This is a genomic window from Streptomyces sp. NPDC058308, from assembly GCF_042880275.1.
Classification (GTDB): domain Bacteria; phylum Actinomycetota; class Actinomycetes; order Streptomycetales; family Streptomycetaceae; genus Streptomyces.
On sequence record NZ_JBHVZA010000013.1, the window covers coordinates 1 to 26,427 of the forward strand.

The window sequence follows — 26,427 nt, forward strand, 5'->3', positions numbered from 1 at the left end:
GGGACGCCGCCGCCGAGAGCGAGCTTCCCAACACGCGCTCAATGGCCGCGGGCGCCCATGGCCCGGGCCCCCCCCCCACCGGCCCGCGCCCCCCCCGGGGGTCACGCGGCCCGTTCGTGTATCTGTGCCCATACTGGCCATACGGAGGGTGCATACGAGTCATATGAGAAGTGAGGGCATCAGTGGCCGAGCAGGAGACCGAGGACCGAAAGCCTCAGTCGGACGAGGCCCGCAGTGCCTTTGTGCAGCCCACCGGTGTGGCGGCGCAGACGCCGTCGGTTGAGGACGAGTCCCAGACGACCTCCGAGTTCGCTCTTCCCACCGGGCTCGCGACGCCGGCCCCGACGACCCAGGAGACCGAGAAGTCGGCGTTCACCACGCCGCACACCTACAGCGCCCGCAACGCCCCGCAGGCCTTCACGCCCGCACAGGGCATACCGCTGGTGCGGCTCACCAAGGAAGTGCCCTGGCAGGACCAGATGCGCACGATGCTGCGCATGCCGGTCACCGAGCGGCCCGCTCCGGAGGCGGCGCAGAAGCAGGAGGACGAGACCGGCCCCGCCGTGCCGCGCGTGCTCGACCTGACGCTGCGTATCGGCGAGCTGCTGCTCGCGGGCGGCGAGGGCGCCGAGGACGTGGAGGCGGCGATGTTCGCCGTCTGCCGCTCGTACGGTCTGGACCGCTGTGAGCCGAACGTGACGTTCACGCTCCTGTCGATCTCGCACCAGCCCTCCCTGGTGGACGATCCCGTCACGGCCTCCAGGACCGTGCGCCGCCGCGGCACCGACTACACCCGGCTTGCGGCCGTCTTCCACCTGGTGGACGACATCAGCGACCCGGACCTCGACGTCTCCCTGGAGGAGGCCTACCGGCGTCTTGCGGGCATCCGGCGTAACCGTCACCCCTACCCCGGATGGGCGCTCACGGCCTCCAGCGGGCTGCTCGCGGGCTCCGCGTCCGTGCTGGTGGGCGGCGGCGCGCTCGTGTTCCTCGTGGCCGCTGTGGGCGCGATGCTCGGCGACCGGCTCGCGTGGCTGTGCGCGGGGCGCGGGCTGCCGGAGTTCTACCAGTTCGTCGGCGCCGCGATGCCGCCCGCCGGGATGGGCGTGGCCCTCAGCTTCGTCCACACCGAGGCGTCGATGGCCTCGGCGGTCATCACCGGTGGGCTCTTCGCGCTGATCCCGGGGCGGGCGCTGGTGGCCGGCGTGCAGGACGGCCTCACCGGCTACTACATCACCGCGGCCGCCCGCCTCCTGGAGGTCATGTACCTCATCGTGGGCATCGTCTGCGGCGTGCTGCTCGTGCTGTCGCTCGGCGTGATGCTCGACGCGACCAATCTGACTCCGGAGACGAAGTTCGGCGTGACCTCGTCGCGGCCGATCATCCAGATCCTGGCGTCGATGGCGCTGAGTCTGGCCTTCGCGATCCTGCTTCAGCAGGAACGTCACACCGTGCTGATCGTGACCCTCAACGGCGGCATCGCCTGGGTGATGTTCGGCGCCCTGGCGCAGACCCCGCTGGAGCTCTCGCCGGTCGCCGCGACGGCTGTCGCGGCCGGTCTCGTGGGCCTGTTCGGGCAGCTTTTCTCGCGCTACCGGTTCGCGTCCTCACTGCCGTACGTGACAGCCGCGATCGGTCCGCTGCTACCCGGTAGCGCGACGTACTTCGGGCTGCTCGCCCTGGCGCAGAACGATCTGAACACCGGCATCAACTCGCTCACCAAGGCCGTCGCGACGGCCCTTGCCATCGCGATCGGCGTGAACCTGGGGAGCGAGGTCTCCCGGCTGATCCTGAAGGTGCCGGGCGCCGCGTCCGCGGCGAATCGCCGTGCGGCGAAGCGGACCAGGGGCTTCTGACCCCGAGGGGCCCGAAGGACCCCTACCGCTTCGCGTGGCGGCCCCGCAGGGCCGGGCCGCCCTCGGCCGCCGCCGCCTTCTTGGACTTGCTGCGCGCCCGCAGGAACTCGATGGCGATCGGCACCACCGAGACGAGGACGATCAGGATGAGGATCGCTTCGATGTTCTTGTGGACGAACTCGATGTTGCCGAGCCAGGAGCCGAGCAGCGTGACGCCCGCGCCCCACAGGACACCGCCGATGACGTTGAACGTGATGAACGAGCGGTACCGCATCCCGGAGACGCCGGCGATGATCGGCGTGAACGTGCGCACGATCGGCACGAAGCGGGCCAGGACCAGCGACTTGGGCCCGTACTTCTCGAAGAACTCGTGGGCCTTGACCACGTTCTCCTGCTTGAAGAGCTTGGAGTCCGGGCGGTTGAAGAGCGATGGGCCGACCTTCTTGCCGAAGAGATAGCCCGCCTGGTCGCCCAGGATCGCGGCCACGCAGATCAGCAGCACCGCGAGCCAGAGCGGGAAGTCCAGCTTGTGCGTGGTGATCAGCAGGCCCGTGGTGAAGAGCAGCGAGTCGCCCGGCAGGAAGAAGCCGATGAGCAGCCCCGACTCCGCGAAAACGATCAGAAGCAGGCCCCAGACGCCGAACTGGTTCAGCAGATGATCCGGATCCAGCCAGCTTGGTCCGAGCGCAAGCGTCGTCACGGTTCCGGGCTCCTGAGGGTGAGGGGGCGGTGCGGCGGCGGGGTGCAGCCGCCCAAAGTTATCAACGCCGGGCGGCCCGGCCGGGTTCCACTGCCCTTCTGAGGGTGCGCTGTGCGACAACTGGGACAAACCCGTGCGCGGTAAGGGGCGCCCGCCATGGTCGGGTGCCCCTTAGAGCCTGTCTTACCGGCTGCTCACAGTGCTCGCGTCACGCGTTGCGCGCCGCGTTCGCCAGGATCGCATCCCGCAGGTAGACCGCGAGACCGGGCCGGATGGCCTCGTAGAAGGCCGTGAAGCGTTCGTCGCTCACGTACATCTCGCCGAGGCAGCCGTGCAGTTCGTGCGAGCACTCGTAATGGTTCGCCGAGATGAAGCGGCGGTGCTCCTCCGCGGCGTCCATGGCCTGCTCCGAGCCGGCGTCGACGCCCTGGGCAAGGAGGTCGCCCACGCGCGCGTGCACCGCGTTGAGCTCGTCGTTGATCCGCTTCCAGTCGTCCTTGGTGTACGAGGCGGACCTGCGCTGCGACTCCCGGTAGGCCTCGGTGTCGCCCCAGCGCCGCTCGACCTCCTCCGCGTACTGATCGGGATCGTGGTCCCCGAAGACCTCGAACTTCTCCTCGGGCGTGAGGTTGATGCCCATCTTCTTCGCCTCCATGGCGGTCTCGACGGCGGCGGCCATCTCCTGGAGCTTGCGGATCCGCGCGGTCAGCAGCCCGTGCTGGCGGCGCAGGTGGTCCCGCGGATCGGTGTCCGGGTCGTCCAGGAGGGCCGACACCGCGTCGAGGGGGAAGCCGAGCTCCCGGTAGAACAGGATCTGCTGCAGCCGGTCGAGGTCGGTGTCGCCGTAGCGCCGGTGACCCGCGTGGCTGCGCTCACCGGGCACGAGCAGGCCGATCTCGTCGTAGTGGTGCAGCGTGCGCACCGTCACTCCGGCGAATCCGGCGACCTGTCCCACGGAGTAGCTCATCGCTTCCGCCCTTCTTCTTGCGGTACGCGGATCAGCCTGCGTCCTCACGTCGCGTGAGGTGCAAGCCCGTCTCCGTCTCCCCGGCGGAGCGGGTCAGCGGTGGTCCTCCGCGTGCGGCTCGCCCTTGCCGTACGGGTTCTCCTCGCCGTCGGCGAGCACCGCGACGAACCGCTCGCCCTCGCCGGCGAAGGTGTAGGCGCCACCCTCGATCCGCTCCATCAGGCTCCGCGCCCACTCCATGCCGCCGTCGGCCGCGTGCACCCAGTAGTTCATGATCTCGCCGATGTGGCCGAGCTGACCGGGGCCTTCGGCGGGCATGTAGTACTCCGTGACGGACGCGCGCCAGGCCTCGATGGCGCGCACCCGCTCCGCGAGCAGCGAGAGCGCCTCGGCGCGCGGCAGGTCGACGATGAAGCCCAGGGCGGAGGTGAGCATGTCGGGCCGCTGGTCGTACGTGGTGAGGGCGCCGCGGAGCAGCGTGAAGTACTCCTCGGTGCCCTTCTCCGTGATCTCGTACTCGGTGCGCGGCGGGCCGCCCGCGGTGGACGGCGCGATCTCGTGCGCGTACAGGAAGCCCTGCTTGGCCAGCTGCTTCAGCGCGTGGTAGATCGAACCCGGCTTGGCGTTGGACCACTCGTGGGCGCCCCAGTACTCCAGGTCGTTGCGGACCTGGTAGCCGTGGGCGCGGCCGTGCTGGCGCACGGCCCCGAGAACGAGCAGCCGGATCGCTGACATGTACCGCGCCTTCCCTGAGCACCTCAGTCATCAACTTTGACTAGGGTACGGCCCATTCCGCTCCCGGCGCGGTCAGATCGAGGACTCGCCCCGCTCCAGGTCGACCAGCTCGAAGGCAGTCTTGCCGTCCAGGGACTCGCGGACGATGTCGGCGTGCCCCGCGTGCCGGGCGATCTCCTCGACGAGGTGCAGCATCACCCAGCGCATGGACACCACGCCGTCCTTCGGGAACCACGGCGCGGGGGGCAGCGGGAAAGTGTCGTCGAGGCTCGGCACCTCGCGGATGAACTCCTCGGTCTCGCGGGCGACCCCGTCCCAGAACGCCAGGATCCCGGCGACCGTCTCGCCCTCCGCGAGCCGGAAGCCCTCGCCCCAGGTCTCCTGCGTGCGGGCGCGCTCGTTCGGCTTCTGCTGGGCCATGCGCAGCCACGTGAGCTCGACCTCGGCGACGTGCTTCACGAGTCCGCCGAGGGTCAGCTCACTGGCACTGGGGCGGGCGTTCGCCTGCTCGCCGGTCAGACCGAGCACCGAGCGGCGCAGGGCGCCGCGCTGGGCCTCCACGAAGTTGATGAGGGCGCCGCGCTCGTCGCCGTGGGTTTCCGCGTTGACGTGGGTGACCATGGTGTCCGCCTCTCTACGGCCCGCTTGCGCGGGCTCCGTTCCGCCGGGCTTCCCGACACCCCAGACGCTACGGAGCCTTGCGGTCAGGTTCTGTCCGCAAGGCTCCGGGAGGTCCGAACCGGCCGTGGCGCTATCGGCGGATGACCGAGCGGATCCACGAGAGCTGCTGCGAGACCTCTCCGGCCTCGGCGCCCTTCTCCCGGTCCGAGCCGTTGAAGACGCCGATGAGGGTTTCGGTGCCCCGCGGGCCGACGGTCATCACGGGTCCGCCGGAGTCGCCCCCGGCGGGAATCCCGGAGACCTTCTTCATGCAGAAGTCGGGGCCGCCCGGCGCGGTGTGGCCCGCGCACCGGGGGTCGTCGGGCCGTACGACCTTCAGGTCCGACTGCTTGAGGACGGGCGACTGGCAGGCGCTCTCGTCCGTGGTGCAGGTGGCGCCCCACCCGTACTGCCGCACGGCCTGGCCGCGGTGGACGCCGACCGTGGACAGCCGCGCGACACGGACGTTCATCGGCGCGACCTTGACGAGCATCATGTCGGCGTGCGCGCTGCCCACGCGCTTGCCGCGAAGGGGACGGACGGTGGTGCCCCTGCGCATGTCGAGATGGCCCACCCGGAAGGAGATCCGCTTGTCGGCGACGGGCAGGGCCTGCTCGTAGAAGCAGTGCGAGGCGGTGAGGATCCACTGGCGGGAGACCGCTGTCCCGGTGCACGCCGGTTTGCCGTCCACGAGCATCCGTACCGCCCACGGGCCATAGGTGCTCTTCGACCCGCCGATGACGGCGGAGGCCGGAGCGGACGCCATCACCGAGCCCGCGACCAACGTCAGGACGGTCAGCAGCAGTACGCGAACGCGACGCACCATGCGGAACAACTCCTCTCAGGGGGGGTACAGCCGTACAGCTACTGAGAGCCCCCTCCGAGCAAAAGCGTTCCGCACGAGCCCCACGAGAACCGACCAACCGTCAGAACGGGAAGCGCGACCTGCCGTGCTGCACGGAGATCCACTTCTGCGTGGTGAAGGCGTCCACCGTCGAGTCGCCGTTCAACCGGCCGACGCCCGAGTGCTTCTCGCCGCCGAACGGCACGATCGGCTCGTCGTGCACCGTGCCGTCGTTGATGTGGATCATCCCGGTGTTGATGCGCTTCGCGAGCCGCACGCCGCGCTCGATGTCGCCGGTGTGCAGGGCGCCGCTCAGGCCGTAGCGGGAGTCGTTGGCGATGCGTACCGCCTCCTCCTCGCCGTCGAAGGGCAGGAGGAGCGCCACGGGGCCGAAGATCTCCTGGTTGAGGACCGGGGAGTCGGCCGGCAGGTCGGTCAGGACCGAGGGGGCCACCAGGTTGCCTTCGGTGCGCCCGTGCAGCAGCGCCGTCGCACCCGCGCCGACCGTCTGCTCGACGAGCGCCGTCACGGCCTCCGCCTGGGAGGAGTTGATGAGCGGGCCGATGTGGGTGGCCGGGTCGGCCGGGTCGCCCACCTTGAGCGTCGCGATCTTGGCGACGAACTTCTCGGTGAACTCGGCCTGGACGGAGCGGTCCACGAGGATGCGGTTGGCGGCCATGCAGACCTGGCCCTGGTGCACGAAACGGCTGAAGACCGCCGCGTCCACGGCGTAGTCGATGTCGGCGTCGTCCAGGACGATCAGGGCGCTGTTGCCCCCCAGTTCGAGGATGGACCGCTTGAAGTTCGCGGCACAGACCGTGGCGACGTGACGGCCGACCGCGTCCGAGCCGGTGAAGGAGATGACGCTCGGCACCGGGTGCTCGATGAGCGCGTCGCCTATCTCGGCTATGTCGGTGATGACGACGTTCAGCAGCCCGCCCGGCAGTCCGGCGTCCTCGAAGACCTTGGCCACCAGGGCGCCGCCGAGGATGGGCGCGTTCTGGTGCGGCTTGAGGACGACGCCGTTGCCCAGGGCGAGGGCCGGGGCGACCGACTTGATCGACAGCAGGAAGGGGAAGTTGAAGGGGCTGATGACACCGACCACGCCCACCGGGACGCGGTACAGCCGGTTCTCCTTGCCGTCGTCCGGCGACGGCAGGATCCGCCCTTCGGCGCTCAGCGAGAGGTGCACGGCCTCGCGCAGGAACTCCTTGGTGAGGTGGATCTCGAAGGCCGCCTTGAGCCGGGTGCCGCCCAGCTCGGCGATGATCGCCTCGGTGATCTCCTCCTCGCGCTCCTCGACGATCCGCAGGGCGCGCTCGAAGACGGCGCGCCTGGCGTACGGATTGGTCTCGGACCATGCCCGCTGCGCGCGCTCGGCCGCGCGGTAGGCCTGGTCGATCTCGTCGGCGGTGGCCACCGTGATGGACGCCAGCTTCTCCCCGTCGTACGGATTGAAGTCGATGATGTCCCAGGAACCCGACCCGGCCTTCCACTCCCCGTCGATGTACTGATGAGCCAGGTCAGTGAAGAAGGACATGAGACGGACCCCTTGCCGCGGCAGCAGACGGACGCAAACGGAAGCAGACACCTGATCTCACGTCATAGTACTTATGTTTCAGGTGAGTTGGAGCAGACCACGCAGAAGATCTCTGCTGCCCACGGAGTCGGGGCTGTCCTTCTGCAACTGCGCCACCACCCGCTCGTACTGGGCGACTTCCTCCGCCTTGTCGAGGTAGAGCGCGCCGGTGAGCTGCTCCACGTACACGACGTCGGAGAGATCGGACTCCGGGAAGCTCAGCATGGTGAAGGCGCCGCTCTCGCCCGCGTGCCCGCCGAAGCTGAACGGCATCACCTGGAGCGTGACGTTCGGGCGCTCGGAGATCTCGATGAGGTGCTGGATCTGACCCCGCATCACCTCCCGGTCGCCGTACGGGCGTCGGAGCGCGGCCTCGTCGAGGACGCAGTGGAAGCGGGGGGCGTGCTCGGAGATGAGGAGCTTCTGGCGCTCCAGACGCAGTGCCACGCGCCGCTCGATCTCGCCTCTGCTCGCACCCTTCATGCCGCGGGCGACGACCGCGTGCGCGTACGCCTCGGTCTGCAACAGGCCGTTGACGAACTGGACTTCGTACACGCGGATGAGGGATGCGGCGCCCTCCAGACCGATGTACGTCTGGAACCACCCGGGCAGGACGTCGGAGTAACTGTGCCACCAGCCCGTGAGGTTGGCCTCTTTGGCGAGCGAGAGGAGTGCGCCCCGCTCGGCCTCGTCCGTGACGCCGTAGAGCGTCAGGAGGTCCTCTACGTCCCTGGACTTGAAGCTCACCCGTCCCAACTCCATGCGGCTGATCTTCGATTCGGAGGCGCGGATCGAGTATCCGGCCGCTTCACGGGTGATGCCGCGCGACTCCCTGAGCCGCCTCAGCTGTGAGCCCAGCAGGATGCGCCGTACCACCGAGCCACTCGACTCCCCTGCGGTCACTTCGCTCAATCCTCCCCATCGACTGGAAGCCAGCAGTCTGCCATTAAACGCTTCGGGCCGTACACGTCCGGTTACAGAAATGGAAAGGCCCCGAAAGTCCTCCACAAGAAGTCGGAGGAAGAAATGGGCAAGAAGCGGCACGGTACCGACCAAGTCCGGCGCGTGCACGTGCATCTGCCCTTGCATCTGCTGTACGCATTCGGAACCATGGTCCGCGCGCCACCGCTGTACGCACCATCGGCGACCGACCGCGCCACCGCTCCATCGCTACGTACCGCGAAACCGGGGAGTGCCTCGCATGGGGACGAATGGATCGACCATGCTCGAGCCGTTACGGCAGGGGCTGCCTCCCATCGACCCCTCGGCCGTCTCCGACGCGGCCTCCGTCGCCCTCCCCGCCCGCTACGAAGCAGTGGGCAGCGCACGGCAGTTCACCCGCAGCACACTGGGCACGTGGGATCTGGAGGAGAGGTTCGACGACATCGCGCTCGTCGTCTCCGAACTCGTCACCAACGCGCTGCGCCACGCACTGCCCGCGGACACCCCGCGCGATCAGCAGGAGCCGCCCGTGCGGCTGCACCTGATGCACTGGGCGTCCCGTCTGGTGTGCGCGGTGCGCGACCCCAGCGACGACAGTCCGGTCACCTGCGACACCGACGACGACTTCTCCGCGGAGTCGGGCCGGGGTCTGTTCCTCGTGGACTCCTTCAGCGACAGCTGGGGATGGCACCCGCTCGCCGGCGCACTGCGCGGCAAGGTGGTCTGGGCGCTGTTCCGCCTGGGTTGAGGCGCCGTTCGGCCCCGCGACACGGGGCGCGGGGGACGGCGCCCTCGACCCGCACATGGCCGGTCAGCCGACCGGTCAGGGGCCATCGGGTCATCGTTCACCGGGCGGACCGACGGGTCCGACGAGTGTGACGAGTGCGAGGAGTCCTTCGGGGCCGACGGGTCCGACGGGTCCGGCGGGGTCACCCACCCGCCAGGTGGTCGAACTCCCCGTCCTTCATGCCCAGCAGCATCGCCTCGATCTCCGCTCGCGTATAGACGAGCGCCGGGCCGTCCGGGAACCGCGAGTTGCGCACGGCGACATCGCCGCCCGGCAGCTTCGCGAACTCCACGCACGAACCCTGCGAGTTGCTGTGCCTGCTCTTCTGCCAGACCACCCCGTGAAGCTCCGTGGCCGCCATGCCGTTAAACGCGTGGTGCACAGATCGCTCCCCGGTGGTGCAGTGCCATCAGTGGCTCTAGATGCAGTGGTCAACTGTCCCGGATCATAGCTGTGTTCACATGCCGATGCATGGGCAGATGCACGTGCACGCGGGGTGTCCCCTTGGTTACAGGCCTGTCACTACGTCCACCGCGCCCCACCTGTCCTACGAACGCCGGGCCCCGCCCCCGAAGTTCCGCGCCGCCATTCGCGCCGGTTCTCCCGGATAGAACCCTTCTTGCACCTGGAGAGACGCAGGCCGACTCCTTTCTGTTCCAGGGTTCAAATAATTGCTTCTCCGGAAAGGTTGGCCGGATCGGCCTACAGGAAGGCGTCGAAGGCGGCGGGCAGGCGCTTCCAGGCATCGCGCCCGGCGGCGTACTCCTCGTCGGTCAACAGGCACGACTCCAGCAGCCGTTCGAGGCCGTCACGGTCCAGGCCCGGCGACGTGAACACCAGGTGGGTGCGGCGGTCGCCGTGCTCCGGGTGCCAGTCGAGTGCGGCGGCCACGCGGCGCACCGCGGGCACAAGGTCCCACGCGGCGTCCGGCAGCGAGGCCAGCCACGGCCCGGCGCTCTCGACGCAGAGCGCGCCGCCCGCCGCGTCCCACCCGAGCAGCGTGTCCGGGTGGCCGGCCAGCCAGAAACGGCCCCGGCTGCGCACGGCGGCGCAGGTCAGATCCTCCAGGGCGGCGAAGAGCCGCTCCGGGTGGAACGGCCGCTCCCGGCGCCATACGAGGGTGGCGACCCCGCGCTCGTCGGCCTCGGCCGGAAGCAGTGCGCAGGCGGGGTGCTGGGCCGCGGCGGCCGCCTGCACGTCGAAGCCTGCCAGCGCCACCGCGGCCAGGCCGCTCCCGCCGGTGCGGGTGCGGGAGCCGGTGCCGGTGTCGGTGCCGCTGCCGCTGCCTGCGATGGCGACCCGGTGGGCCGTCGGGTGGAGCTGGGTGAGCAGGGCGCGGTCCTCGTCGTCGGCCTCCGCCGAGTCCGCGACCGCGAGCACGCGCGCGTACTCCAGCTGGCGCGCCCAGGTGTCGGCGACGGTGCGCCGGTCGGTGGGGGCCGCGGCGAGCCCCGCGTCCATCAGGTCGTCGCCGTTGCCGAGGCAGGGCAGGAGGAGGGCGGGGTCGACCGCCGTGACCACGCCGCTGAGCACGAAGCCGTCACCGGCGTGCGCGGCGACCACCTCGGCCATCGCCTTCGGCTCGACCGAGTCCCACAGCTCGACGACCGCGAGCCGGGTGAGCCCCGCGTCCGCGAGGCGGTGCAGCTCGGGCACCAGGTCCTCGCGGAGCGCGCAGCACGCGCAGTCGTCGACCAGCGGCGTCTCGCCGGTGGAGAGCACGCCGGTGGCGTCGCGGACCGTGCGGACGACCGTGCCCCGCACGGCGCTCGACAGGTCGTGGTGGAGGACGACGCTGCCGGGGACTCCAGCGAGGAGCTCGTCGACGGCGGCCCTGCGGGCGGCCGCGTGAAGACCGCCGACGATCACGACGTCCATGCGGCGCGGCCCACCGGCGCGGGGCGGGGTCGCGCTGTCCGGGTGGGGCTCGGGGCCTTCCCGGTGGGGCGGGGCCGCACGGTCCCGGTGGGCCTCGGAGCCTTCCCGGCGGGGCTCCGGGCCTTCCCGGTGAGGGTGGGGCCGGTCCGTGCCCGCCATCAGCGCTTGCCGAAGCGGCGCTCGAAGCGCTCGACGCGGCCCGCCGAGTCCATCACGCGCGCCGTGCCCGTGTAGAAGGGGTGGCTCGCCGACGAGACCTCGACGTCGACGACGGGATACGTGCGGCCGTCCTCCCACTCGACCGTCTTCGCGCCGGTCGCGGAGGAGAGGGTGGAGCGGGTGAGGAAGGCGAAGCCTGCGGCCTTGTCGCGGAAGACGACGGGGCCGTACTGGGGGTGGATGTCCTTGCGCATGTCGGTCAGCGCTCCTCTCGGAAGTCGACGTGGCGTCCGGCCATCGGGTCGTACTTGCGCAGCGTGAGTCGGTCGGGGTCGTTACGGCGGTTCTTGCGGGTCACGTACGTGTAGCCGGTCCCCGCCGTGGAGCGGAGCTTGATGACGGGGCGGAGTTCGTTGCGGGCCATGGGCCCAGTATATGAAAATGACTCCCGTTTTCAATAGGCGTTCCGGCCCATCGCCCGAGAGGTGCGTCACCTTGAACGAGAAGCGGCGTGCGCACGTCCTGCTGGTAGCTTGGCGCGCGATCTGGCCGGACGATCACATCGGCAACGCCAGCAACGTCGGCAACGTCAGTTTCATGAGGGGGACTTCAAGTGCGTACGTACGTCCGTAGTGTCCGTATGGGCGCCGCGGTGGCCGGTCTGGCCGCCGCGCTCGTGCTGACCGGTTGCAGCAGTGACGGGGACGGTGACGGGGGCTCGGGCGGCGGCAAGAAGGACCGCGGCTCGGCCGGTGCGAGCTCCTCCGGCGGGTCCGGATCCGAGTCCGACGACGAGGGAACGACCGGGGAGTCCGGCGGGTCCGGCGGCTCCGGTGGGTCCGGCGGCAAGGGCGGGAGCCTGGAAGGCACGTGGGTCGCCACGGCCGGCGGGAAGCCGCTCGCCCTCGCCGTCAGCGGCAAGACGGCGACGCTGCTCGGCGAGGACGTGCTGTGCAGCGGTACCGCGGGCGAGAAGGCGGGCTCGCAGATGATCGACCTGACGTGCCCGAAGGGCGATTCGGACCGCACTCAGGGGCGGGTCGAGTCCGTCGACGGCAAGTCGCTGAAGGTCGCCTGGGAAGGGGCCGGCACGGACGAGTTCCTGAAGACCAAGGGCGGCAAGCTGCCCGAGGGGCTGCCGACGGCGGGCATGCCGCAGTCCTGAACGCCCCCCGCCCTGATGTGACGTGGTGTGCCCCGGCGTGACCGGACCTGGTCCGGGGCGCCCTCAACGGGCCGCGGGACCGTCCGGGTTCCGCGGCCCGTCGGCGTCCGGGGCCGCCGTCGGCTGTTTCGTGGCCGCGCCGTCCACCAGCATCGGCGGGGGCGCGGTGTCCAGGGCGTCGGACAGTTCGTCGAGGGTCTCCAGGAGCAGGCCCGCTCCCCTGCGGACCACCCGGTCGGGGACGCCTTCGCCGTCCCACTCCGCCAGTGCCGTGCGGACCGCGTCCCACTTGGGCACGCGGCGTTCACGCACCGCCTTCGCGCCCTGCTCCGTCGCCTTGCGCAGCGCTTCGGCGAGGCGGGCCGCGGCGGGCACGGGGGTGTCGCCGCGCTCCGGCAGGTGTGCCTCCATCAGCATGGCGACGCGGCCCAGTTGAGCGAGCGCCTCCTCCGCGTCGGCGGCGGCCGCGCGGGACAGGCCGCGGTGGCGCACCGGCTCGTTCTTGGCCCGGCTGCCCGCGTCCTGCCAGGCGACCCGGGCGTCGCGGGCGGCGAGCAGGGCCTCCCGTACGTCGGGGCAGGCCTTCCCCGCCGGGTGGGCGTAGTGGTCGACGACCGCGGCGGCGTAACGGCCGTCCGCGATCAGCCAGTCGGCGAGGCGGGTGCGCAGGCGCGGGGTCTCCCAGGCGGGGTACACCGCGTACGCGATCATCGCGAGGACGCCGCCGAGCAGGGTCAGGACCACCCGCTCCGGAACGGTCTGCGTCCACTGCTGGCCGCCCATCCCGAGCAGGAACACGACGTACGCGGCCACGCAGGCCTGCGCCGCGACCTGGCCGGTGCGCATCAGCAGGTACATCATCCCCGCGCAGAGCACGGCGAGCGCGGCGGAGAGCCCCGTGCCGGGGTGGGCCAGCTGGACCAGGCCCGTGGCCAGCGCGACGCCGACGAGCGTGCCGCCGAAGCGGGCCACGGCACGGGAGTACGTCTGCGAGAAGTCCGGCCGCATCACCATGACCGAGGCCATGGGGGCCCAGTAACCGTGCCCGAACGGGAGCCAGGTGCCGAGCAGATACCCCGCGGCGGCCACGGCGGTGACCCTGATCGCGTGCCGGGTCACCGGCGAATCGTGCCGGAAGTCGGCGCGGATGGCCCGCAGGGCGGTGGGGAGCAGGGCGAAGAGGGTGGGGCGGAGGAGGGGGATGGGGGCGTCGGGTTTCGGGGGGACGTCCGGGGCGGGTTTCGGTGAGACGTCCGGGTCGGGTTCGGGTTTCGGCGGGACGTCCGGGGCGGGTTTCGGGGGGACGTCCGGGTCGGGTTCGGGTTTCGGCGGGACGTCCGGGGCGAGCCTTGGCGGGACGTCCGGGTCGCCATCGGGTGGGAGGTCTGGCTTGGCGTCCGGCTTGGCCTTCGGCGGGGCATCCAGCTTGGGCTTCGGCGGGGCATCCGGCCCGCGCTTCGGCGGGGTACCCAGGTCGGGTTCCGCCGAGGTGCCCTGCTCGGGCTCCGGCGACGTGGGCCGCTCGGCCTCCGGCGACGTGGCCGGACCGGGCTCCGGCGGTACGGGAACCGTGGGGGTCGCCGTGTCGTGGGCGGGGGTGTTCTGCGTGTTGCCCGCTGTTTCCAGTACGTCCCTCAGGAGCGCGCCCAGGCGCACCGCCGCCCGGTACGCCGGACCCGTCAGGATCGCCCCCGTGTCCGGGGTCCTGAGCGCGGCGAGCGCCGCCGGGGGGATCCTGACCGGGTCGCCGTGGCGGATCGCCCGGGCCGCGGCGTCCAGGACCGAGCCCGCCGCGGCCAGCAGCTCGCGCACCCTGTCCCGCTCCTTGCCCTCCGGCGGCACGCCGACCGCCGGGTCCGCCAGGGAGGCGAGGACCGGTCGGATGCGTTCGGCGATGCCTCGCGCGCCGTGCAGTTCGGCGGGGCGGGTGCGGGCCTGGCGCGGGGTGATCGTCGCCGCGTCGCGCGCCGCCATCAGGGGTTCGGGGTCGAAGGGTGCCACCGGGTCGTGGCGGAGCCTGCGGGCGTAGTCCGCCTCGGCCGCCAGCGCGTCGGCAAGGGCGTCCCTGTGGGCGCCCCATCTGCGTACCGGGAAGAGAATCACCAGCGCCGCCTGCACGCAGCCGCCGACGGTCATCATCGCCGCGTGGCCCGCCGCCGCGGCGACCGACGTGGGGATCGTGACCGTCACCAGCATGATCGCGACGTTGGACGACGCGATGATGCCGACCGTCGGGCCCGCCGCCCAGCTCAGGCCCGCCAGGAAGGTCCAGAGGCAGAGGAGGGCGAGGAAGAGGAGCAGGTGGGAGCCGGTGAGGTAGCCGAGGAAGGTGGAGACGGCGAGGCTGGTGCCGGAGGCCAGGGCGAGCTCGGGACGGGGGCGCCAGCTGCGCTGGAACGTGGCGATGGCCGCCTGGAACGCGCCGAAGGCGGAGCTCGCGGCCACCGCCGGGCCGAAGAGGCTGAGGCTGACGCCGATGATGATCGCCAGGCCTGCGGCACCGCGCAGGGCGACCAGGGGTTCCAGACGTTTGCGCTCGACGGTCAGACCCGAGCGAGCTGTCTCTTTCAGCGCGCGGAGCCAGGTCACTCTGTGATGATACGGGGCATATAGGGCAACACGGAGAGTGGGCGGGCGTCAGGGCCACGTTCATCGGCATGGTGACGGGTGGCGGGGTCGTACCCCGCCGTCAGGCCGCGCGTCTCCACCCGGCGGTGCCACTGAACGGGAGTTTGACCAGGGGCTTGTTCAGGGCAGCGCCGGGCCCCGGCCGCGCGCGGCCACGTGGGCGCGGTCCGCGGCCGCCGTGCCGTGCGCCCAGCCTTCGCCGTCCGTCACGCCCCGCACCCGGGTCGCGGTCGTCTCGGGGAACATCCGCTCGGTGTGGTCGGTGACGGCGACGTCGCGGGCGGCCAGTACGGGGAGCAGGTCCCCCGCGCCACGCGCCTCCTGCACCGCTTCCGTCACCGCGTGCTCGCCCGCCTCGGCCAGGCGCCCGCCGATCCGGTGCGCGTACGCCATCAGGAAGGCCTGCCGGAACGTCTTCGTGCGCTTGCGGCCCGCGGCGCGCTGGCCCGCCTCCGCCTTGGTCATCGCCGCCGTGCCCTGCACGAGCAGGGAGGTGTGGAGGAGTTCGACCGACTCCAGGTCGGATTCGAAACCGACGACGGTCGAGAAGCCGTACGCCTCGTTCCACACCGCGCGGCAGTGGTTCGCGGCGGCGACGGCGTCCAGAAGGATCGCCTTCGCCGTCTCGTACGGGGCGTCCACGCCGACGCGGCACGCCCCGGGGGTGTCCTTCGCGTGCGTACGGGCGGCGAGCAGCGCCTCGTCGAGGGAGTGCCGGGCCATCAGCTCCTGGGCCTTGGCGGTGAGCGCCTCGGCCTCCTCCGGGTAGCCGGTCGCCTCGGCCTTGGCGAGGAGCGCGCGGATGCGGGTGAGCGTGCGGATGCGGGTGAGCGTGCGGGGCTCGCCCTCGGCGGGGCCCGGGACGGTCTCGCCCGGGGGCGGTCCTGCCGGTTCGAGCGGAGGGAGGCGCAGGAGCAGGCGGTAGAGCTGGAGGTGGGTGGTGGCGCGGGTGAAGCGGTCCCGGTCGCGGGCGGGCTCCGCGGTCGGCCCGAGGTCCGCGAGCTGGGCCGCCCAGCGGGGCGGCAGGTGGGCGTAGCGGCCGGTCTCGGCGTGGATCAGGGCCGCGGTCAGGCGGACGTGCGGGTCGTCCAGGTCACGGCGGACCAGGCGGATCACGTCGGCGGGCTGCCAGCCGTTCCGCCAGGCGCGGCTCAGGTACTCCTCGCCGCGTCGGCGCAGTTCGGGGTCCGCCTGGGGGGCCGCCGCCAGGAGGGACGCGCCGGTGTCGAGGCCGTCGTCGCCGTCGCTGTACAGCGCCGCCGCGAACGCATCGTCGATCACCGAATCCATGGGGACAAGGGTATGGGGGCGCGGTGTGGGCCTGTCGCCACCACCCTTTCGTTCGTCCACAGGCTGTGGATATCGAACTCCTGCGCTAGCTCCAGGCACCAACGCCGTACCCGCCGCCCGTCAGCTGTCGCCGCCCTCGTCGATGAGCCGCCGCACCTCGCGGTCGACCATGCCGAGCCGCGCCTCGGCGACCAGCGGCACGGCGCGGCGCTGCCGGCGGGCCTCGTGCACGTCGATGTCGACCGTCACGAGGCCCGGCTCCCACTTCGGCGCCTGCGCGACGACCGTTCCACGCGGGTCGACGACACGCGAGCCGCCCCAGAAGGAGGCGCCGTTCTCGTTGCCGACCCGGTTCACGAAAACGACCCAGCACTGCAGCATGCGGGCGGTGTACGAGAGCAGCGTGTCCCAGTACAGGCCGGTGTCCATGGCCTCCGGATCCAGGCTCGCCGCGCTGTTGGTCGGTACGAGGATGACCTCGGCGCCGTCCTGCACGGCGAGCCAGGGCAGCACGGGTTGCCACGCGTCGTTGCAGATGAGGGTGGCCGCGCGGCCGAGCCCGCCCGGCAGGTCGTACGCGCGCAGGTGCTGGCCGGGGCTGACGTGCTTGCGCTCCTCCCACGCCAGGTAATTGGGCAGGTACAGCTTCCGGTGGACGTGCAGCAGCCGGCCCTGCGAGAAGTACGCGGAGGTGTTGTACGCCCGCAGGCTCGTGTGCTCGTGGAAGCCGACGAGCACGTCCGGGCCGCCGGGCTCCGTCAGGGCGAGCAGTCCCGGGTCGTCGGTGGTGATCGACGAGTCCTTCTCCAGGCCCCCCAGGTGGTAGCCGTGCAGGCTCAGCTCCGGGAAGACGACGAGGTCGGCGCCCTGGGTGGCCGCGAGGGTGACCTGTTCCCGTGCGGTTTCCAGGTTCTGTCCGACCTCGCCCAGGGCGCAGTCGGTCTGTGCCAGTGCCACGCGCATGGAGCGAGCCTCGCAGTGGAGGTGGGGTGGTGCACGTCGGGGGCGCCCGACCGTGGGTGCGTGCCGCCGGGCGATGTCAGTGGCCGGTGCGACACTCCGGAGCATGGAGAGTGGGCGGTGGGTCATCCGGGCCGGTGAAGGCCGTGGCGCCGAGCTCGTCCCCCTCGGGGACGACGGGCGGCCCGCCGGGCGCGTCGTCCGGGAGCCCGACCTCGCCGAAGCCGTCCGCAAGCGCCCGGCGGTGACCCGATGGGTCTGGCGGTCCACCGCCGACATCTATCCGCGCCTGCTCGCCGCGGGCGTCCGCGTGGAGCGCTGCTACGACATCGAGGCCGCCGAACTCCTCCTCCTCGGCCACGAGGGCCGCCTCGGCGAGCCCCGCTCCGCCGCGGCCGCCCTCGCCCGCCTGCGCGACGCCCCCGTACCGCCCGACCCGCCGCCCCGCGCCGCCGAGCCCGGCGCGCAGGACTCCCTCTTCGGGCTCTTCGAACCCCGCCCCGGCGGCGTCGACGTGTCCCTGACGGACCTCGTCGAGGTCCACGCCGAGCAGCAGCGACGGCACGACGCCACCGACCGCCCCGCCCGCATGCGCCTGCTCACCGCGTCCGAGTCCGCGGGCATGCTGGTGGCCGCCGAGATGAACGCCTCGGGCCTGCCCTGGCGTGCCGACGTCCACCGCGACCTCCTCACCGAACTGCTCGGCGAGCGGTACGGGGGCGGTGGCGAGCCCCGCCGCCTGGCCGAGCTGGCCGACGACGTGTCCGCCGCGTTCGGCCGCCGCGTCCGGCCGGACCTGGCCGCCGACGTCGTGAAGGCCTTCGCGCAGGCGGGCATCAGGGTGAAGTCGACGCGGCGCTGGGAGATCGAGGGGATCGACCACCCCGCGGTGAAGCCCTTCATCGAGTACAAGAAGCTGTACCGGATCTGGACGGCGCACGGCTGGAGCTGGCTCCAGGACTGGGTGCGCGACGGCCGCTTCCGCCCCGAGTACACGCCGGGCGGCTCGGTCAGCGGCCGCTGGACCACCAACGGCGGCGGCGCGCTGCAGATCCCCAAGGTGATCCGCAGGGCCGTCGTCGCCGACCCCGGCTGGCGGCTCGTCGTCGCCGACGCCGACCAGATGGAGCCGCGGGTCCTGGCCGCGATCTCCCGCGACCGGGGTCTGATGGAGGTGGCGGGGAGCGAGGAGGATCTCTACACCCGGCTGTCCGACCGTGCGTTCTCCGGTGACCGCGAGCACGCGAAGATCGCGCTGCTCGGCGCCGTGTACGGCCAGACGTCGGGCGACGGCCTGAAGAACCTGGCCGCGCTGCGCCGCCGTTTCCCGCTGGCCGTCGCGTACGTGGACGACGCGGCGAAGGCGGGCGAGGAGGGACGGCTCGTACGGACCTGGCTGGGCCGGACGAGCCCGCCGGCGGCGGGGTCGGGAGATCAGGACGAGGCGGGCATCCCCCAGGAAGGGGGCGCCGAACGCGCTGCGGCCGAGGACGAGTTCACGCCCGGTTACGCCTCGTCCAACGCCCGCGCGCGGGGCCGTTTCACGCGTAACTTCGTGGTGCAGGGCAGCGCGGCCGACTGGGCGCTGCTGATGCTGGCGGCGTTGCGGCGGGCGATCGCGGAGGGCGGGCTGCGGGCCGAGCTCGTGTTCTTCCAGCACGACGAGGTCATCGTGCACTGCCCCGCCGATGAGGCGGAGACGGTGGCGCTCGCCGTGCGGGAGGCGGGGGATCTGGCTGGCCGGATCGCCTTCGGTCAGACCCCGGTCCGGTTCCCGTTCACCACGGCCGTCGTGGAGTGCTACGCCGACGCGAAGTGAGACGTGCCGCCCAGGGCACGAACCCCTGAGCCCTGTCGTCACCTTCCCGTCGCCTCCAACTCAGCCAGCTGCGCGCGGAGTTCGCCGACCACCTTGCTGTCCGTGCCGTCCAGCGCCCGAAGCGCCGCCGTCCACTGTTCGTACGCCTCTTCGGCGCGGCCCGCCGCGCGGAGCAGTATGCCGCGCTGGTGGCGGGCCAGGCCCGTCATGTGGGTGTCGCCGCGCTGTTCGGCGTGGTCGAGCAGCGCGGCGCACTCGCGCGTCGCGTCGCCGAAACGGAGGAGCTCGCGCAGGGCGCGGACCCGGCCGAGGCGGGCCTGGGACGCGCCGTGCCAGTCCTGGTACTCGCCGTGCAGCCGCAGGCTCTCCTCGAAGTGGGCGAGGGCGGCGTCGGGTTCGCCGAGGGTGAGATGCGCGTAGCCGATGTTGCAGTGGGCGGACTGGCGGACGACGGCGTGCCCGATGGACTCGCCGATCGCGAGGCTGCGTTCGTGGTGGCTGATGGCGGCGCGGGCGTCCGTGTGCTCGTAGAGGTTGCCGAGATGGCTGAGGGTGATGGCCTCGCTCAGCGGGTCGGCGAGCTCCTTGGCGAGGTCGAGGCTCTGGTGGAGCGCGTCGGCCGACTCGGCGTGGCGGCCGAGGCCTTCGAGGAGGAGGCCTCGGTTGCCCAGTCCGCGGCGGACGCAGGACACGATGCCGAGGGTGCGCCAGAGAGCGAGCGCCTCGTCGTTCAGGGCGAGGGCCTCACCGCCCCGGCCGGACATGAAGTGCAGGCCGGCGAGGTCGGTGAGGGCCTGGGCCTCGGCGCCGAGGTCGCCCTGACGGCGGGCGGCGGCCAGGGCGAGCGTGCCGAGCGCGCCGAGCTCGGTGAGGCGGCCGCGGCGCTGCAGGTACGGGAAGAGGCAGCGGACCAGCACCGGGAGCAGCCCGGCGTGGTCCTGGTGCCGTTCGGCGAGGGCGAGGATGTTCGCCAGTTCGGTGTCGCCCCAGGCGAAGGCGGACTGCGCGGACAGGGGTGGTTCGGTGGTCGCGCCGGCTCGACCGGGACCGCCCGGGCGCGCGAGGCAGGTGTCCACGCCGCGCAGCCGGTCGCTCCGGTCCAGGCCCTCGGGCAGGATCGCCAGCAGGGTGCGGCGGGCGGACTCCGCGTACCAGCGGAAGGCCTCTTCCACGATGGCGGCGCCGGTGGCGGAGACGGCGCCCGCGGTCTCCCTCGCGAAGTCGCGTACGAGGTCGTGCGGGGTGTACCGGCCGTAGGACGTCTCGTCGAGGAGGGCGACGTCGACGAGGCGGTCGAGGGCCGCGCCCGCGCGCCGTTCGTCGACGCCCAACAGGCGTGCCAGCAGCGGCACTCCGTACGTCGGCAGGTCGAGCGCGCCGATCCGGGCGAGGGCGCGGGCGGCGTCGCGGTCGGCCTCGCGGTCCGAGGTGCGCAGGGCGTCGAGGGCGACGGCCAGGGAACGGCGCACGCTCAGGTCGTCGTACTCCAGGTGGTGCAGGCGGCCCCCGCTGGCGGTGAGGAGTTCGACCAGGGCGTCCGGGGTGAGGGCGCGCCGGGCGGCGAGGCGGGCGGCGACGATGCGCAGGGCGAGGGGGAGGCGGCCCGCGAGTTCGACGAGGGGGTGCCCGGCGTCGAGCCCGGCACGGCCGGAGACGGCGCGCAGGAGTGCGGCGCTGTCCCCGTCGGTGAGGAGATCGAGCGGGAAGCGCGCGGCGCCGTCGAGGGCGGTCAGGGGCGAGCGGCTGGTGACGATGACCGCGCAGCCGGGGCCCGCGGGCAGCAGCGGGCGGACCTGCGCGGCCGTCGCGGCGTCGTCCAGGACCAGGAGCGTACGGGTGGGCGCGAGCAGCGAACGGAGCAACGCGCTGGCCGCGTCCGGGGATGCGGCGCTCTCCGGGGTGTGGCGCGGTTCGGCGCCGAGGTCGTGCAGGAGCGCGGCGAGGGCCTGGCCGGGGGTGAGCGGGGTCATGCCCGGGGTCGCGCCGCGCAGGTTGACGTAGAGCTGGCCGTCCGGGAACTCCTCCCGCAACGCGTGGGCCACGTGCAGGGCGAGGGCGCTCTTGCCGACGCCCGCCATGCCGGAGACGACCGCGACGCGGGCGCCCTCGCCGAGGGCGCGCCGGAGGGCCCGGACGGTTCCGGCCCGGCCCGTGAAGTGGGCGGGGGCGGGCGGCAGTTGGGCGGGCCTGGCCGCACCGGGGCGGCCGGGACGCTCCGGGCCTCTACAGTCGGGGCCACCCCCGCCCTCTCCCGCCCCGCTCGGCTCCCCGGCCTCCGGCGCGGCGGGATCGCCCTCGGGTACCGGGCCGGTGACGGTCGCACCGCCGCTCTCCCCCGCATCGGGAGCCCGGCCCGCGACCGACCCCCGCAACACCTCCTGGTGCGCGTCCCGCACGTCCGCCCCCGGCTCCACGCCGAGTTCCTCGACCAGCCTGCGCCGCAGTTCCCGGTGGACGGCGAGGGCCTCGGCCTGCCGGCCCGTGCGGTGCAGGGCCAGCATCAGCTGGCGGTGGAAGGCCTCGCGCAGGGGGTGTTCGGCGACGAGGGCGGCGAGTTCGGGGACGTGCGCGGCGAGGCCGGTGCCGAGTGCCAGCTCGGCGTCGTACCGCCACTGGAGGACAAGGAGGCGTGCCTCCGCCATGCGCGGTACGAGGGGGTGGGCGGCCAGCGGGTCGGGGAGGCCGCTCAACGGCGCGCCGCGCCACAGCGCCAGCGCGTCCGCGGCGTGCTCCGCGACCCGCGCCCAGTCCCGCTCGCCGTGCGCCGCCCGCGCCGCCGCCACCAGGCGTTCGAAGACCCGTACGTCCAACTCGCCGTCACCGACCCGCAGCCGGTACCCGGGCGGCACCGCGTGCAGCCGCCGCGGATCGTCGAGGAGCCGCCGCAGCCGTGTCACGTGGTTCTGGAGGGAGGCCTGCGCGGACGCGGGCGGAGCGCCGTCCCACAGCGCGTCCTTGAGGGTGCCCAGGGAGACGGCCTTGTCGGGTTCCAGGAGGAGCGCGGCGAGCAGGGCGCGGCCCTTGGCGCTGCGCACGGGGTGCGGCTCGCCCGCGGCGTCGTACACAGCGGGAGCCCCGAGCAGGCCGAACCGCAGCCCGCGTCGCTCACTCACGCCTGCCCCCCGTGCCGTCCCGCCATGTCTCGCCCGTCCCGGCGGCCGCACCGCACCGCACCGTACCGGTGGACGGTGGACCGTTGGCCACATGTTAGCGATCTGTTGGTGAGTCCTGATCTGATCACTACATCGGACCTGGCCCGCCGGTACTCGCGCACAGCGCGTAGCTCGGGGGAGTGTCGCCGCCGCGGCCGGGTCCGGGGGCAGAGAGAGCCCCGGTCGGCGGAGGTGAACGACCGGGGCTTTCGCCCTGCCGCGCGCGGGTGCCGCGGGCCTGGACCGCGTCCTGTGCCGTGACTTGGGACGGTCCCGTGCGGCCCGTGACTTGGGACGGCCCCGTGCGGCGTGCACGGCGCTCTCCCGTGCGGCGTGCACGGCACGCTCCCCTCTCCTCCGCTCCCCCACGCCATCTCTGCGCGGCCCTCACGCCACCGGCAGCCGCACGGTGAACAGCGACCCCTTCCCCGGCACGCTCTCCGCCGTGACCGTGCCGTCGTGCGCCTCGACCAGCTTCCGCACGATCGAGAGGCCGAGCCCGCTGCCGCCCGTCGCACGGGTCCTGGACTTGTCGGCACGCCAGAAACGGTCGAAGACGTGCGGCAGATCGGCCGCCGCGATACCCGTACCGGTATCGGCGACCTCGATCAGTACCGCGTCGTCCGCGGTGCGGCAGCTGATGCGGACGCTGCCGCCCTCGGGGGTGTGGCGGACGGCGTTGGAGACGAGGTTGCCGATCGCCTGACGCAGCCGCAGCGGGTCGGCCCGCACCCACGGATCGCCGAACACGGTGGCCCTGAGCCGCACCCCGGCCGCGTCCGCGCGCGCCTGGTGCGCCGCCGCCACCTGGTCGGCGATCTCTGCGGCGCGCACCGCCTCGCGGTGCAGCCGGAGGGTTCCGGCGTCGGCGGCCGCCAGATCCTGCAGGTCGTCGACGATGTGCTGGAGCAGCAGGGCCTCTTCGAGGAGCGAGGTGACCAGCTCCGGGTCGGTGTCGACGACGCCGTCCTCCGCGGCCTCCAGCCAGCCTCGGATGTTGGACAGCGGAGTGCGCAGCTCGTGCGCCACGTCGCTCACCATCGCCTTGCGCTGTTCCTCCAGGGCCTTGCGGTGGGCCGCCATGTCGTTGAAGGCGGCCGCGAGTTGGCTGATCTCGCCCGCCGAGCGGGTGACCCGCGCGGGGACCGGCTCGCTCGTCTCGCCCGCCTTCATGCGCCGCGTCGCGGCGGTGAGTGCGCGCAGCGGCCGGGTGAGCCGGGTCGCGGCGAGCGCGGTGACGGCGACCGTGACGGCGAGCACGGCCGCGGCGAGTCCGGCAAGACGTGCGGTGTTGCCCCGGGAGAGGCTGAAGCCGGGCGTGCTGCGGGTGCCGTCGGAGCTGGTGATGAAGAGCAGTGCGGGCGAGGAGACGTAGGGGCCGAGCTGCTCGCGGCGCGCGGTGTCGACGCAGGAGGCGGTGGCGGCGGCCGTGGCGGCAGCGGCGGGATCGACGGCGCCGCTTTCGGCGGCTCCTGCGGGGCCGAGTTCCGCTTCGGCCCTCGCGGGGCCGCCCTCGGGCGCCACGGACGGGGTGGACGGCACGGCGGCGGTGACCGGCCTCGGCCCGGCCCGTCCGGTCAGGTCGAGGCCGACCATGACGGGGGCGAGGCCGTGCCGCTTCATGCAGGCCTCGGCGAGGGAGTTGAGCTTCTTGAGGGCCTTCTGCTCGGTCTCGGTGGGCATTTCGAGCGGGGGCATGCGGCAGCGGTACTTCAGGAACTCGTCCGGGTCGTGGCCGACCTGAACGGTGGGGCGTCCGCCCGGCCCGACGACGACTTGGGCGCTCGCGCCGAGGTCGGCCAGGCAGCCCGCGCTCTTGTCGGCCGCCGCCTTGAGCAGGTCGCGTTCCGCCGCGGTGAGGCGGTAGGGGCCCACCGCGCGCGGGTCGATGCGGTCGGCGGTCGCGTCCCCGGTGCCCGTGCCCGTGGCCGTACCCGTACCCGTACCCGTACCCGTGCCCGTGCCCGTGCCCGTGGCCGTGGCCGTGTTCGTGTCCTCGTCCGTACGTCCCGGGGACAGCGTGGAGTCGACGGCGAGTGGGTCGAGGACGGCGGAGGCGGTCGGGGGGAGGGAGGTGCGCCTGGAGTCGTCCTTGGTGGGGCCGTTCTTGGCGTGGTCGTTCTTGTGGGGGGATCCCTTGGCGGGGTCGCCCTTGCTGGAGTTGCCGCCGGACGGGCTGCCCTTGTCGGTGTCGTCCTTGCCGGAGCCGCCCTTGCCCGGCCCCCCCTTGCCCGCCCCGTCCTTCTTGGAGCCGCCTGCCGATGAGCCGCCTCCCGAGGAGCCCCCCGCCGCCGAACCCTGCCCCTTCGGAGCCGCCGAGTCCGCGATGATCCGGCGGTCCTGCGTGGTGAGGGCGATACGGCGCCCGGTGCTCCGGGCCAGTTCCCGCACGGCCTCGTCGGCGCCCCGCCACTCCGGGGCGCTCGCGCCGACGCCGAGGAGCCGGTCGTAGATGCGGGCGTCGTCGGCGAGGACCTGCCCCTGCTCCTGCCGCAGCGCACCGGACGTCGTCTGCGCCGCGAGCCACGCGGTCGCGGCGATCGAGCCGATGGAGACCAGGACGGAGACGGCGAGGAGGCGGGCGAGCAGGCTCTTGCGGAGCGGGATGTCACGCGCCACGCCGTGCCGCCGCCCCGTCCGTGGCCGAGCCCTCACCCGCACCGGTACAGGTACGGGTACCCACGCTGGCCCCCGAACCCGAGAGCGCACCCGCACCCGCACCCGCACCCGCACCCGCACCCGTCAGCTTGTACCCGACCCCGAAGACCGTCACGAGGCGCTCGGGATGGCGAGGGTCGGCCTCGATCTTCTTGCGCAGGTTGAGGATGTGCACGTCGACCGTGCGCGCGGATATGTAGCCGGACGAGCCGTGGATCCGGTCCAGGAGCTGCGGGCGCGTGAAGACGCGGTCCGGTTCCTCCGCGAGCGCCGAAAGCAGGTCGAACTCGCCCGGCGTGCAGTCGACGTGGCGCCCGTCAACCGTCACCTCGTGCCGCAGCGGGTCGACGACGAGACCGGCGACGCGCAGGACCCGCCGGCCGGCGCCGGGCAGCGGCACGTGGATGCCGCCCGCGCGGCGCAGCAGCGTCCGTACCCGGGCCATCAGCTCGCGGGGGCTGTACGGCTTGGTGAGGTAGTCGTCGGCGCCCAGGTCGAGCCCTTCGAGCAGGTCGTCCTCGGTGGAGCGGGCGGTCAGCATCAGGATCGGCAACCGGGACAGCTCGGGGGGCCCGTCGGCGTGCCGCAGGAGCCGGGTGACCTCCAGGCCGTCGGTGCCGGGCATCATCACGTCGAGGATCAGCAGATCCGGCGGCCGGTGCCGCACGGCGGCGAGGGCGGCGGACCCGTCGTGGACGACGGCGACGGCATGGCCCTCGCGCTCCAGGTAGCGGCGGACCAGCTCGGCCTGCTTCTCGTCGTCCTCCGCGACCAGGACAAAAGCGCACATGGCGTTGAGGATAGGCACGCCTGCCCTGTTGCAGGAGAGGCAAATGGGATTCGCATGGAGGCCTGACAGGATCCTCATAAGTGCCTGCCACTCTGAGCGCGCCGGGGCTCGGGCCGTGTCCGCGAAAGTCCTGCCCGTCCCGCTGGCCCTTGTCACGCCCCGCCTAGCCCTTGCCACGCCCCGCCCCGCCCCGCCCCGCCTAGCCCTTGTCACGCCCCGCGGCCGACCCGTCCACCGCCATGGAAAGGCCCCCGTTCGTCCAGGCGTAGACGGTGTCCCCGAGGACCGCGACCCGGTACTGGAGGAAGTCGCCGCACTCGGTGCGGGACCGGGTCGGCGTGCGGTCCGGCCACCACGGCGCGTCGAGCTCCGGCGCACCGACCCGGGACGCGCCGGCCCCGCAGTCCCTGCCCCGCCCCGCCCACGTACCCGCGCCACCGTGCTCGCCACGGCCGTCCGCACCGAGCGTGAAGCGGATGAGCTTCGCTCCGCCGGTCGTCTTCACCTTCACCCTGACGTTCTCGGCGTCCTTCGGGATCCAGGCGGGCAGCACGAACGCCAGGTCACCCCTGTCCGGCGCGTCCGCCGCCGTCGCGAAGGACTTCGTCTTCTCCTTGAAGACGTGCTCGCTGACGGCGTCCGGCATCAGCGCGCTGTCCTTGAGCGCGGGCGCCGCGACGGCGACGGTGCCGACGGCGACCAGGCATCCGGCCGTAGTGAGGACGACGGCACCGGCCTTCTTCTTGCTCAGGGGCGTGTTCAGGGGTGTGCTCGGGGGCGTGCGAAAGGGCATACGACCAGTCTTCGGCCCCCGTCCCCCGATCTCGTACGGCCACAGAACGAAAAGCCGCCCCCACC

Annotated in this window: 21 protein-coding genes and 1 pseudogene; 4 read left to right on the forward strand and 18 right to left on the reverse strand. The window is 72.6% G+C overall.

Going from position 1 to position 26,427, the window contains the following annotated elements; translation table 11 throughout:
• The first annotated feature begins 182 nt into the window (after positions 1–182).
• Positions 183–1,856, forward strand: a complete 1,674-nt coding sequence (locus ACFVYL_RS18875) for a threonine/serine exporter ThrE family protein (RefSeq protein WP_389717307.1) — start codon at positions 183–185, stop codon at positions 1,854–1,856.
• 72 nt (positions 1,857–1,928) lie between these two features.
• Here ACFVYL_RS18875 and ACFVYL_RS18880 read toward each other — a convergent pair.
• The 7 genes and pseudogenes from ACFVYL_RS18880 to ACFVYL_RS18910 all read right to left on the reverse strand — a co-directional run.
• Positions 1,929–2,556 (reverse strand): annotated as a pseudogene (locus tag ACFVYL_RS18880) (DedA family protein); the annotation flags it as partial.
• 208 nt (positions 2,557–2,764) lie between these two features.
• Positions 2,765–3,523 carry a MerR family transcriptional regulator gene (locus ACFVYL_RS18885; protein WP_389717310.1) on the reverse strand — a complete coding sequence of 253 codons (759 nt, stop codon included), beginning with the start codon at positions 3,521–3,523 and terminating at the stop codon, positions 2,765–2,767.
• A 93-nt stretch (positions 3,524–3,616) separates the two neighbouring features.
• Complete coding sequence (locus ACFVYL_RS18890; RefSeq protein WP_389717312.1) at positions 3,617–4,258, reverse strand: PadR family transcriptional regulator; 642 nt, start codon at positions 4,256–4,258, stop codon at positions 3,617–3,619.
• Positions 4,259–4,330: 72 nt separating this feature from the next.
• Entirely contained in the window at positions 4,331–4,879 is a 549-nt protein-coding gene (locus tag ACFVYL_RS18895) for a DinB family protein (RefSeq protein ID WP_389717315.1), read from the reverse strand.
• A gap of 130 nt (positions 4,880–5,009) precedes the next feature.
• Positions 5,010–5,744: a S1 family peptidase gene (locus ACFVYL_RS18900; RefSeq protein ID WP_389717317.1), complete on the reverse strand. Its 735-nt coding sequence runs from the start codon at positions 5,742–5,744 to the stop codon at positions 5,010–5,012.
• Positions 5,745–5,844: 100 nt separating this feature from the next.
• A complete protein-coding gene (locus ACFVYL_RS18905; protein WP_389717319.1) occupies positions 5,845–7,302 on the reverse strand; it encodes an aldehyde dehydrogenase family protein in 1,458 nt (485 codons plus the stop codon).
• Positions 7,303–7,380: 78 nt separating this feature from the next.
• Complete coding sequence (locus ACFVYL_RS18910) at positions 7,381–8,244, reverse strand: helix-turn-helix domain-containing protein (protein WP_389717322.1); 864 nt, start codon at positions 8,242–8,244, stop codon at positions 7,381–7,383.
• A 298-nt stretch (positions 8,245–8,542) separates the two neighbouring features.
• On the opposite strand from ACFVYL_RS18910, the gene ACFVYL_RS18915 reads away from it, so the two are divergent.
• A complete protein-coding gene (locus tag ACFVYL_RS18915) occupies positions 8,543–9,031 on the forward strand; it encodes an ATP-binding protein (protein WP_389717324.1) in 489 nt (162 codons plus the stop codon).
• A 181-nt stretch (positions 9,032–9,212) separates the two neighbouring features.
• On the opposite strand, the gene ACFVYL_RS18920 is transcribed toward ACFVYL_RS18915, so the two are convergent.
• The 4 genes from ACFVYL_RS18920 to rpmG all read right to left on the reverse strand — a co-directional run bounded on the left by ACFVYL_RS18920 (position 9,213) and on the right by rpmG (position 11,531).
• Positions 9,213–9,452: a DUF397 domain-containing protein gene (locus tag ACFVYL_RS18920; RefSeq protein WP_361725630.1), complete on the reverse strand. Its 240-nt coding sequence runs from the start codon at positions 9,450–9,452 to the stop codon at positions 9,213–9,215.
• Between the two features lie 320 nt (positions 9,453–9,772).
• Positions 9,773–10,948 (reverse strand): CobW family GTP-binding protein, encoded by a 1,176-nt coding sequence (locus ACFVYL_RS18925; RefSeq protein ID WP_389717326.1) that lies wholly within the window; start codon positions 10,946–10,948, stop codon positions 9,773–9,775.
• A gap of 158 nt (positions 10,949–11,106) precedes the next feature.
• Positions 11,107–11,361 (reverse strand): type B 50S ribosomal protein L31, encoded by a 255-nt coding sequence (locus tag ACFVYL_RS18930; RefSeq protein ID WP_389717329.1) that lies wholly within the window; start codon positions 11,359–11,361, stop codon positions 11,107–11,109.
• A gap of 5 nt (positions 11,362–11,366) precedes the next feature.
• Positions 11,367–11,531 carry a 50S ribosomal protein L33 gene (rpmG, locus tag ACFVYL_RS18935; protein WP_052836384.1) on the reverse strand — a complete coding sequence of 55 codons (165 nt, stop codon included), beginning with the start codon at positions 11,529–11,531 and terminating at the stop codon, positions 11,367–11,369.
• A gap of 189 nt (positions 11,532–11,720) precedes the next feature.
• Between rpmG and ACFVYL_RS18940 the strand changes: the two genes are divergently transcribed.
• Entirely contained in the window at positions 11,721–12,272 is a 552-nt protein-coding gene (locus ACFVYL_RS18940) for a hypothetical protein (RefSeq protein WP_389717332.1), read from the forward strand.
• Positions 12,273–12,335: 63 nt separating this feature from the next.
• On the opposite strand, the gene ACFVYL_RS18945 is transcribed toward ACFVYL_RS18940, so the two are convergent.
• From ACFVYL_RS18945 to ACFVYL_RS18955, 3 genes are all read right to left on the reverse strand, one after another.
• Positions 12,336–14,861 (reverse strand): FUSC family protein, encoded by a 2,526-nt coding sequence (locus ACFVYL_RS18945; protein ID WP_389717334.1) that lies wholly within the window; start codon positions 14,859–14,861, stop codon positions 12,336–12,338.
• A gap of 159 nt (positions 14,862–15,020) precedes the next feature.
• Positions 15,021–16,190: a DUF2786 domain-containing protein gene (locus ACFVYL_RS18950; RefSeq protein WP_389717337.1), complete on the reverse strand. Its 1,170-nt coding sequence runs from the start codon at positions 16,188–16,190 to the stop codon at positions 15,021–15,023.
• A 120-nt stretch (positions 16,191–16,310) separates the two neighbouring features.
• Entirely contained in the window at positions 16,311–17,153 is an 843-nt protein-coding gene (locus ACFVYL_RS18955) for a nitrilase-related carbon-nitrogen hydrolase (RefSeq protein ID WP_389717340.1), read from the reverse strand.
• Positions 17,154–17,256: 103 nt separating this feature from the next.
• On the opposite strand from ACFVYL_RS18955, the gene ACFVYL_RS18960 reads away from it, so the two are divergent.
• The gene (locus ACFVYL_RS18960) at positions 17,257–18,969 is read left to right on the forward strand and encodes a bifunctional 3'-5' exonuclease/DNA polymerase (protein WP_389717342.1); all 1,713 of its coding nucleotides are present in this window, start codon (positions 17,257–17,259) and stop codon (positions 18,967–18,969) included.
• Positions 18,970–19,007: 38 nt separating this feature from the next.
• Here ACFVYL_RS18960 and ACFVYL_RS18965 read toward each other — a convergent pair whose 3' ends face one another.
• The 4 genes from ACFVYL_RS18965 to ACFVYL_RS18980 form a co-directional block, all read right to left on the reverse strand.
• Positions 19,008–22,082, reverse strand: coding sequence for a BTAD domain-containing putative transcriptional regulator (locus ACFVYL_RS18965; RefSeq protein WP_389717345.1), 3,075 nt, complete (start codon positions 22,080–22,082; stop codon positions 19,008–19,010).
• Between the two features lie 426 nt (positions 22,083–22,508).
• On the reverse strand, positions 22,509–24,740 hold the full coding sequence (locus ACFVYL_RS18970; protein ID WP_389717347.1) for a sensor histidine kinase: 2,232 nt from the start codon (positions 24,738–24,740) through the stop codon (positions 22,509–22,511).
• The gene (locus ACFVYL_RS18975) at positions 24,730–25,569 is read right to left on the reverse strand and encodes a response regulator transcription factor (protein WP_389717349.1); all 840 of its coding nucleotides are present in this window, start codon (positions 25,567–25,569) and stop codon (positions 24,730–24,732) included. Before ACFVYL_RS18975 ends, ACFVYL_RS18970 begins: the two co-directional genes overlap by 11 nt.
• A gap of 199 nt (positions 25,570–25,768) precedes the next feature.
• Positions 25,769–26,362, reverse strand: a complete 594-nt coding sequence (locus ACFVYL_RS18980) for a hypothetical protein (protein WP_389717351.1) — start codon at positions 26,360–26,362, stop codon at positions 25,769–25,771.
• Positions 26,363–26,427 lie beyond the last annotated feature (65 nt).

Excerpts from the sequence above, each read along its gene's own strand:
- ACFVYL_RS18890 (WP_389717312.1), bottom strand. The coding sequence starts at position 4,258 with ATGTCAGCGATCCGGCTGCTCGTTCTCGGGGCCGTGCGCCAGCACGGC.
- ACFVYL_RS18960 (WP_389717342.1), top strand. The coding sequence starts at position 17,257 with ATGGAGAGTGGGCGGTGGGTCATCCGGGCCGGTGAAGGCCGTGGCGCC.
- ACFVYL_RS18915 (WP_389717324.1), top strand. The coding sequence starts at position 8,543 with ATGGGGACGAATGGATCGACCATGCTCGAGCCGTTACGGCAGGGGCTG.
- ACFVYL_RS18885 (WP_389717310.1), bottom strand. The coding sequence starts at position 3,523 with ATGAGCTACTCCGTGGGACAGGTCGCCGGATTCGCCGGAGTGACGGTG.
- ACFVYL_RS18930 (WP_389717329.1), bottom strand. The coding sequence starts at position 11,361 with ATGCGCAAGGACATCCACCCCCAGTACGGCCCCGTCGTCTTCCGCGAC.
- ACFVYL_RS18975 (WP_389717349.1), bottom strand. The coding sequence starts at position 25,569 with ATGTGCGCTTTTGTCCTGGTCGCGGAGGACGACGAGAAGCAGGCCGAG.
- ACFVYL_RS18950 (WP_389717337.1), bottom strand. The coding sequence starts at position 16,190 with ATGGATTCGGTGATCGACGATGCGTTCGCGGCGGCGCTGTACAGCGAC.
- ACFVYL_RS18900 (WP_389717317.1), bottom strand. The coding sequence starts at position 5,744 with ATGGTGCGTCGCGTTCGCGTACTGCTGCTGACCGTCCTGACGTTGGTC.
- ACFVYL_RS18955 (WP_389717340.1), bottom strand. The coding sequence starts at position 17,153 with ATGCGCGTGGCACTGGCACAGACCGACTGCGCCCTGGGCGAGGTCGGA.
- ACFVYL_RS18905 (WP_389717319.1), bottom strand. The coding sequence starts at position 7,302 with ATGTCCTTCTTCACTGACCTGGCTCATCAGTACATCGACGGGGAGTGG.
- ACFVYL_RS18980 (WP_389717351.1), bottom strand. The coding sequence starts at position 26,362 with ATGCCCTTTCGCACGCCCCCGAGCACACCCCTGAACACGCCCCTGAGC.
- rpmG (WP_052836384.1), bottom strand. The coding sequence starts at position 11,531 with ATGGCCCGCAACGAACTCCGCCCCGTCATCAAGCTCCGCTCCACGGCG.
- ACFVYL_RS18895 (WP_389717315.1), bottom strand. The coding sequence starts at position 4,879 with ATGGTCACCCACGTCAACGCGGAAACCCACGGCGACGAGCGCGGCGCC.
- ACFVYL_RS18925 (WP_389717326.1), bottom strand. The coding sequence starts at position 10,948 with ATGGACGTCGTGATCGTCGGCGGTCTTCACGCGGCCGCCCGCAGGGCC.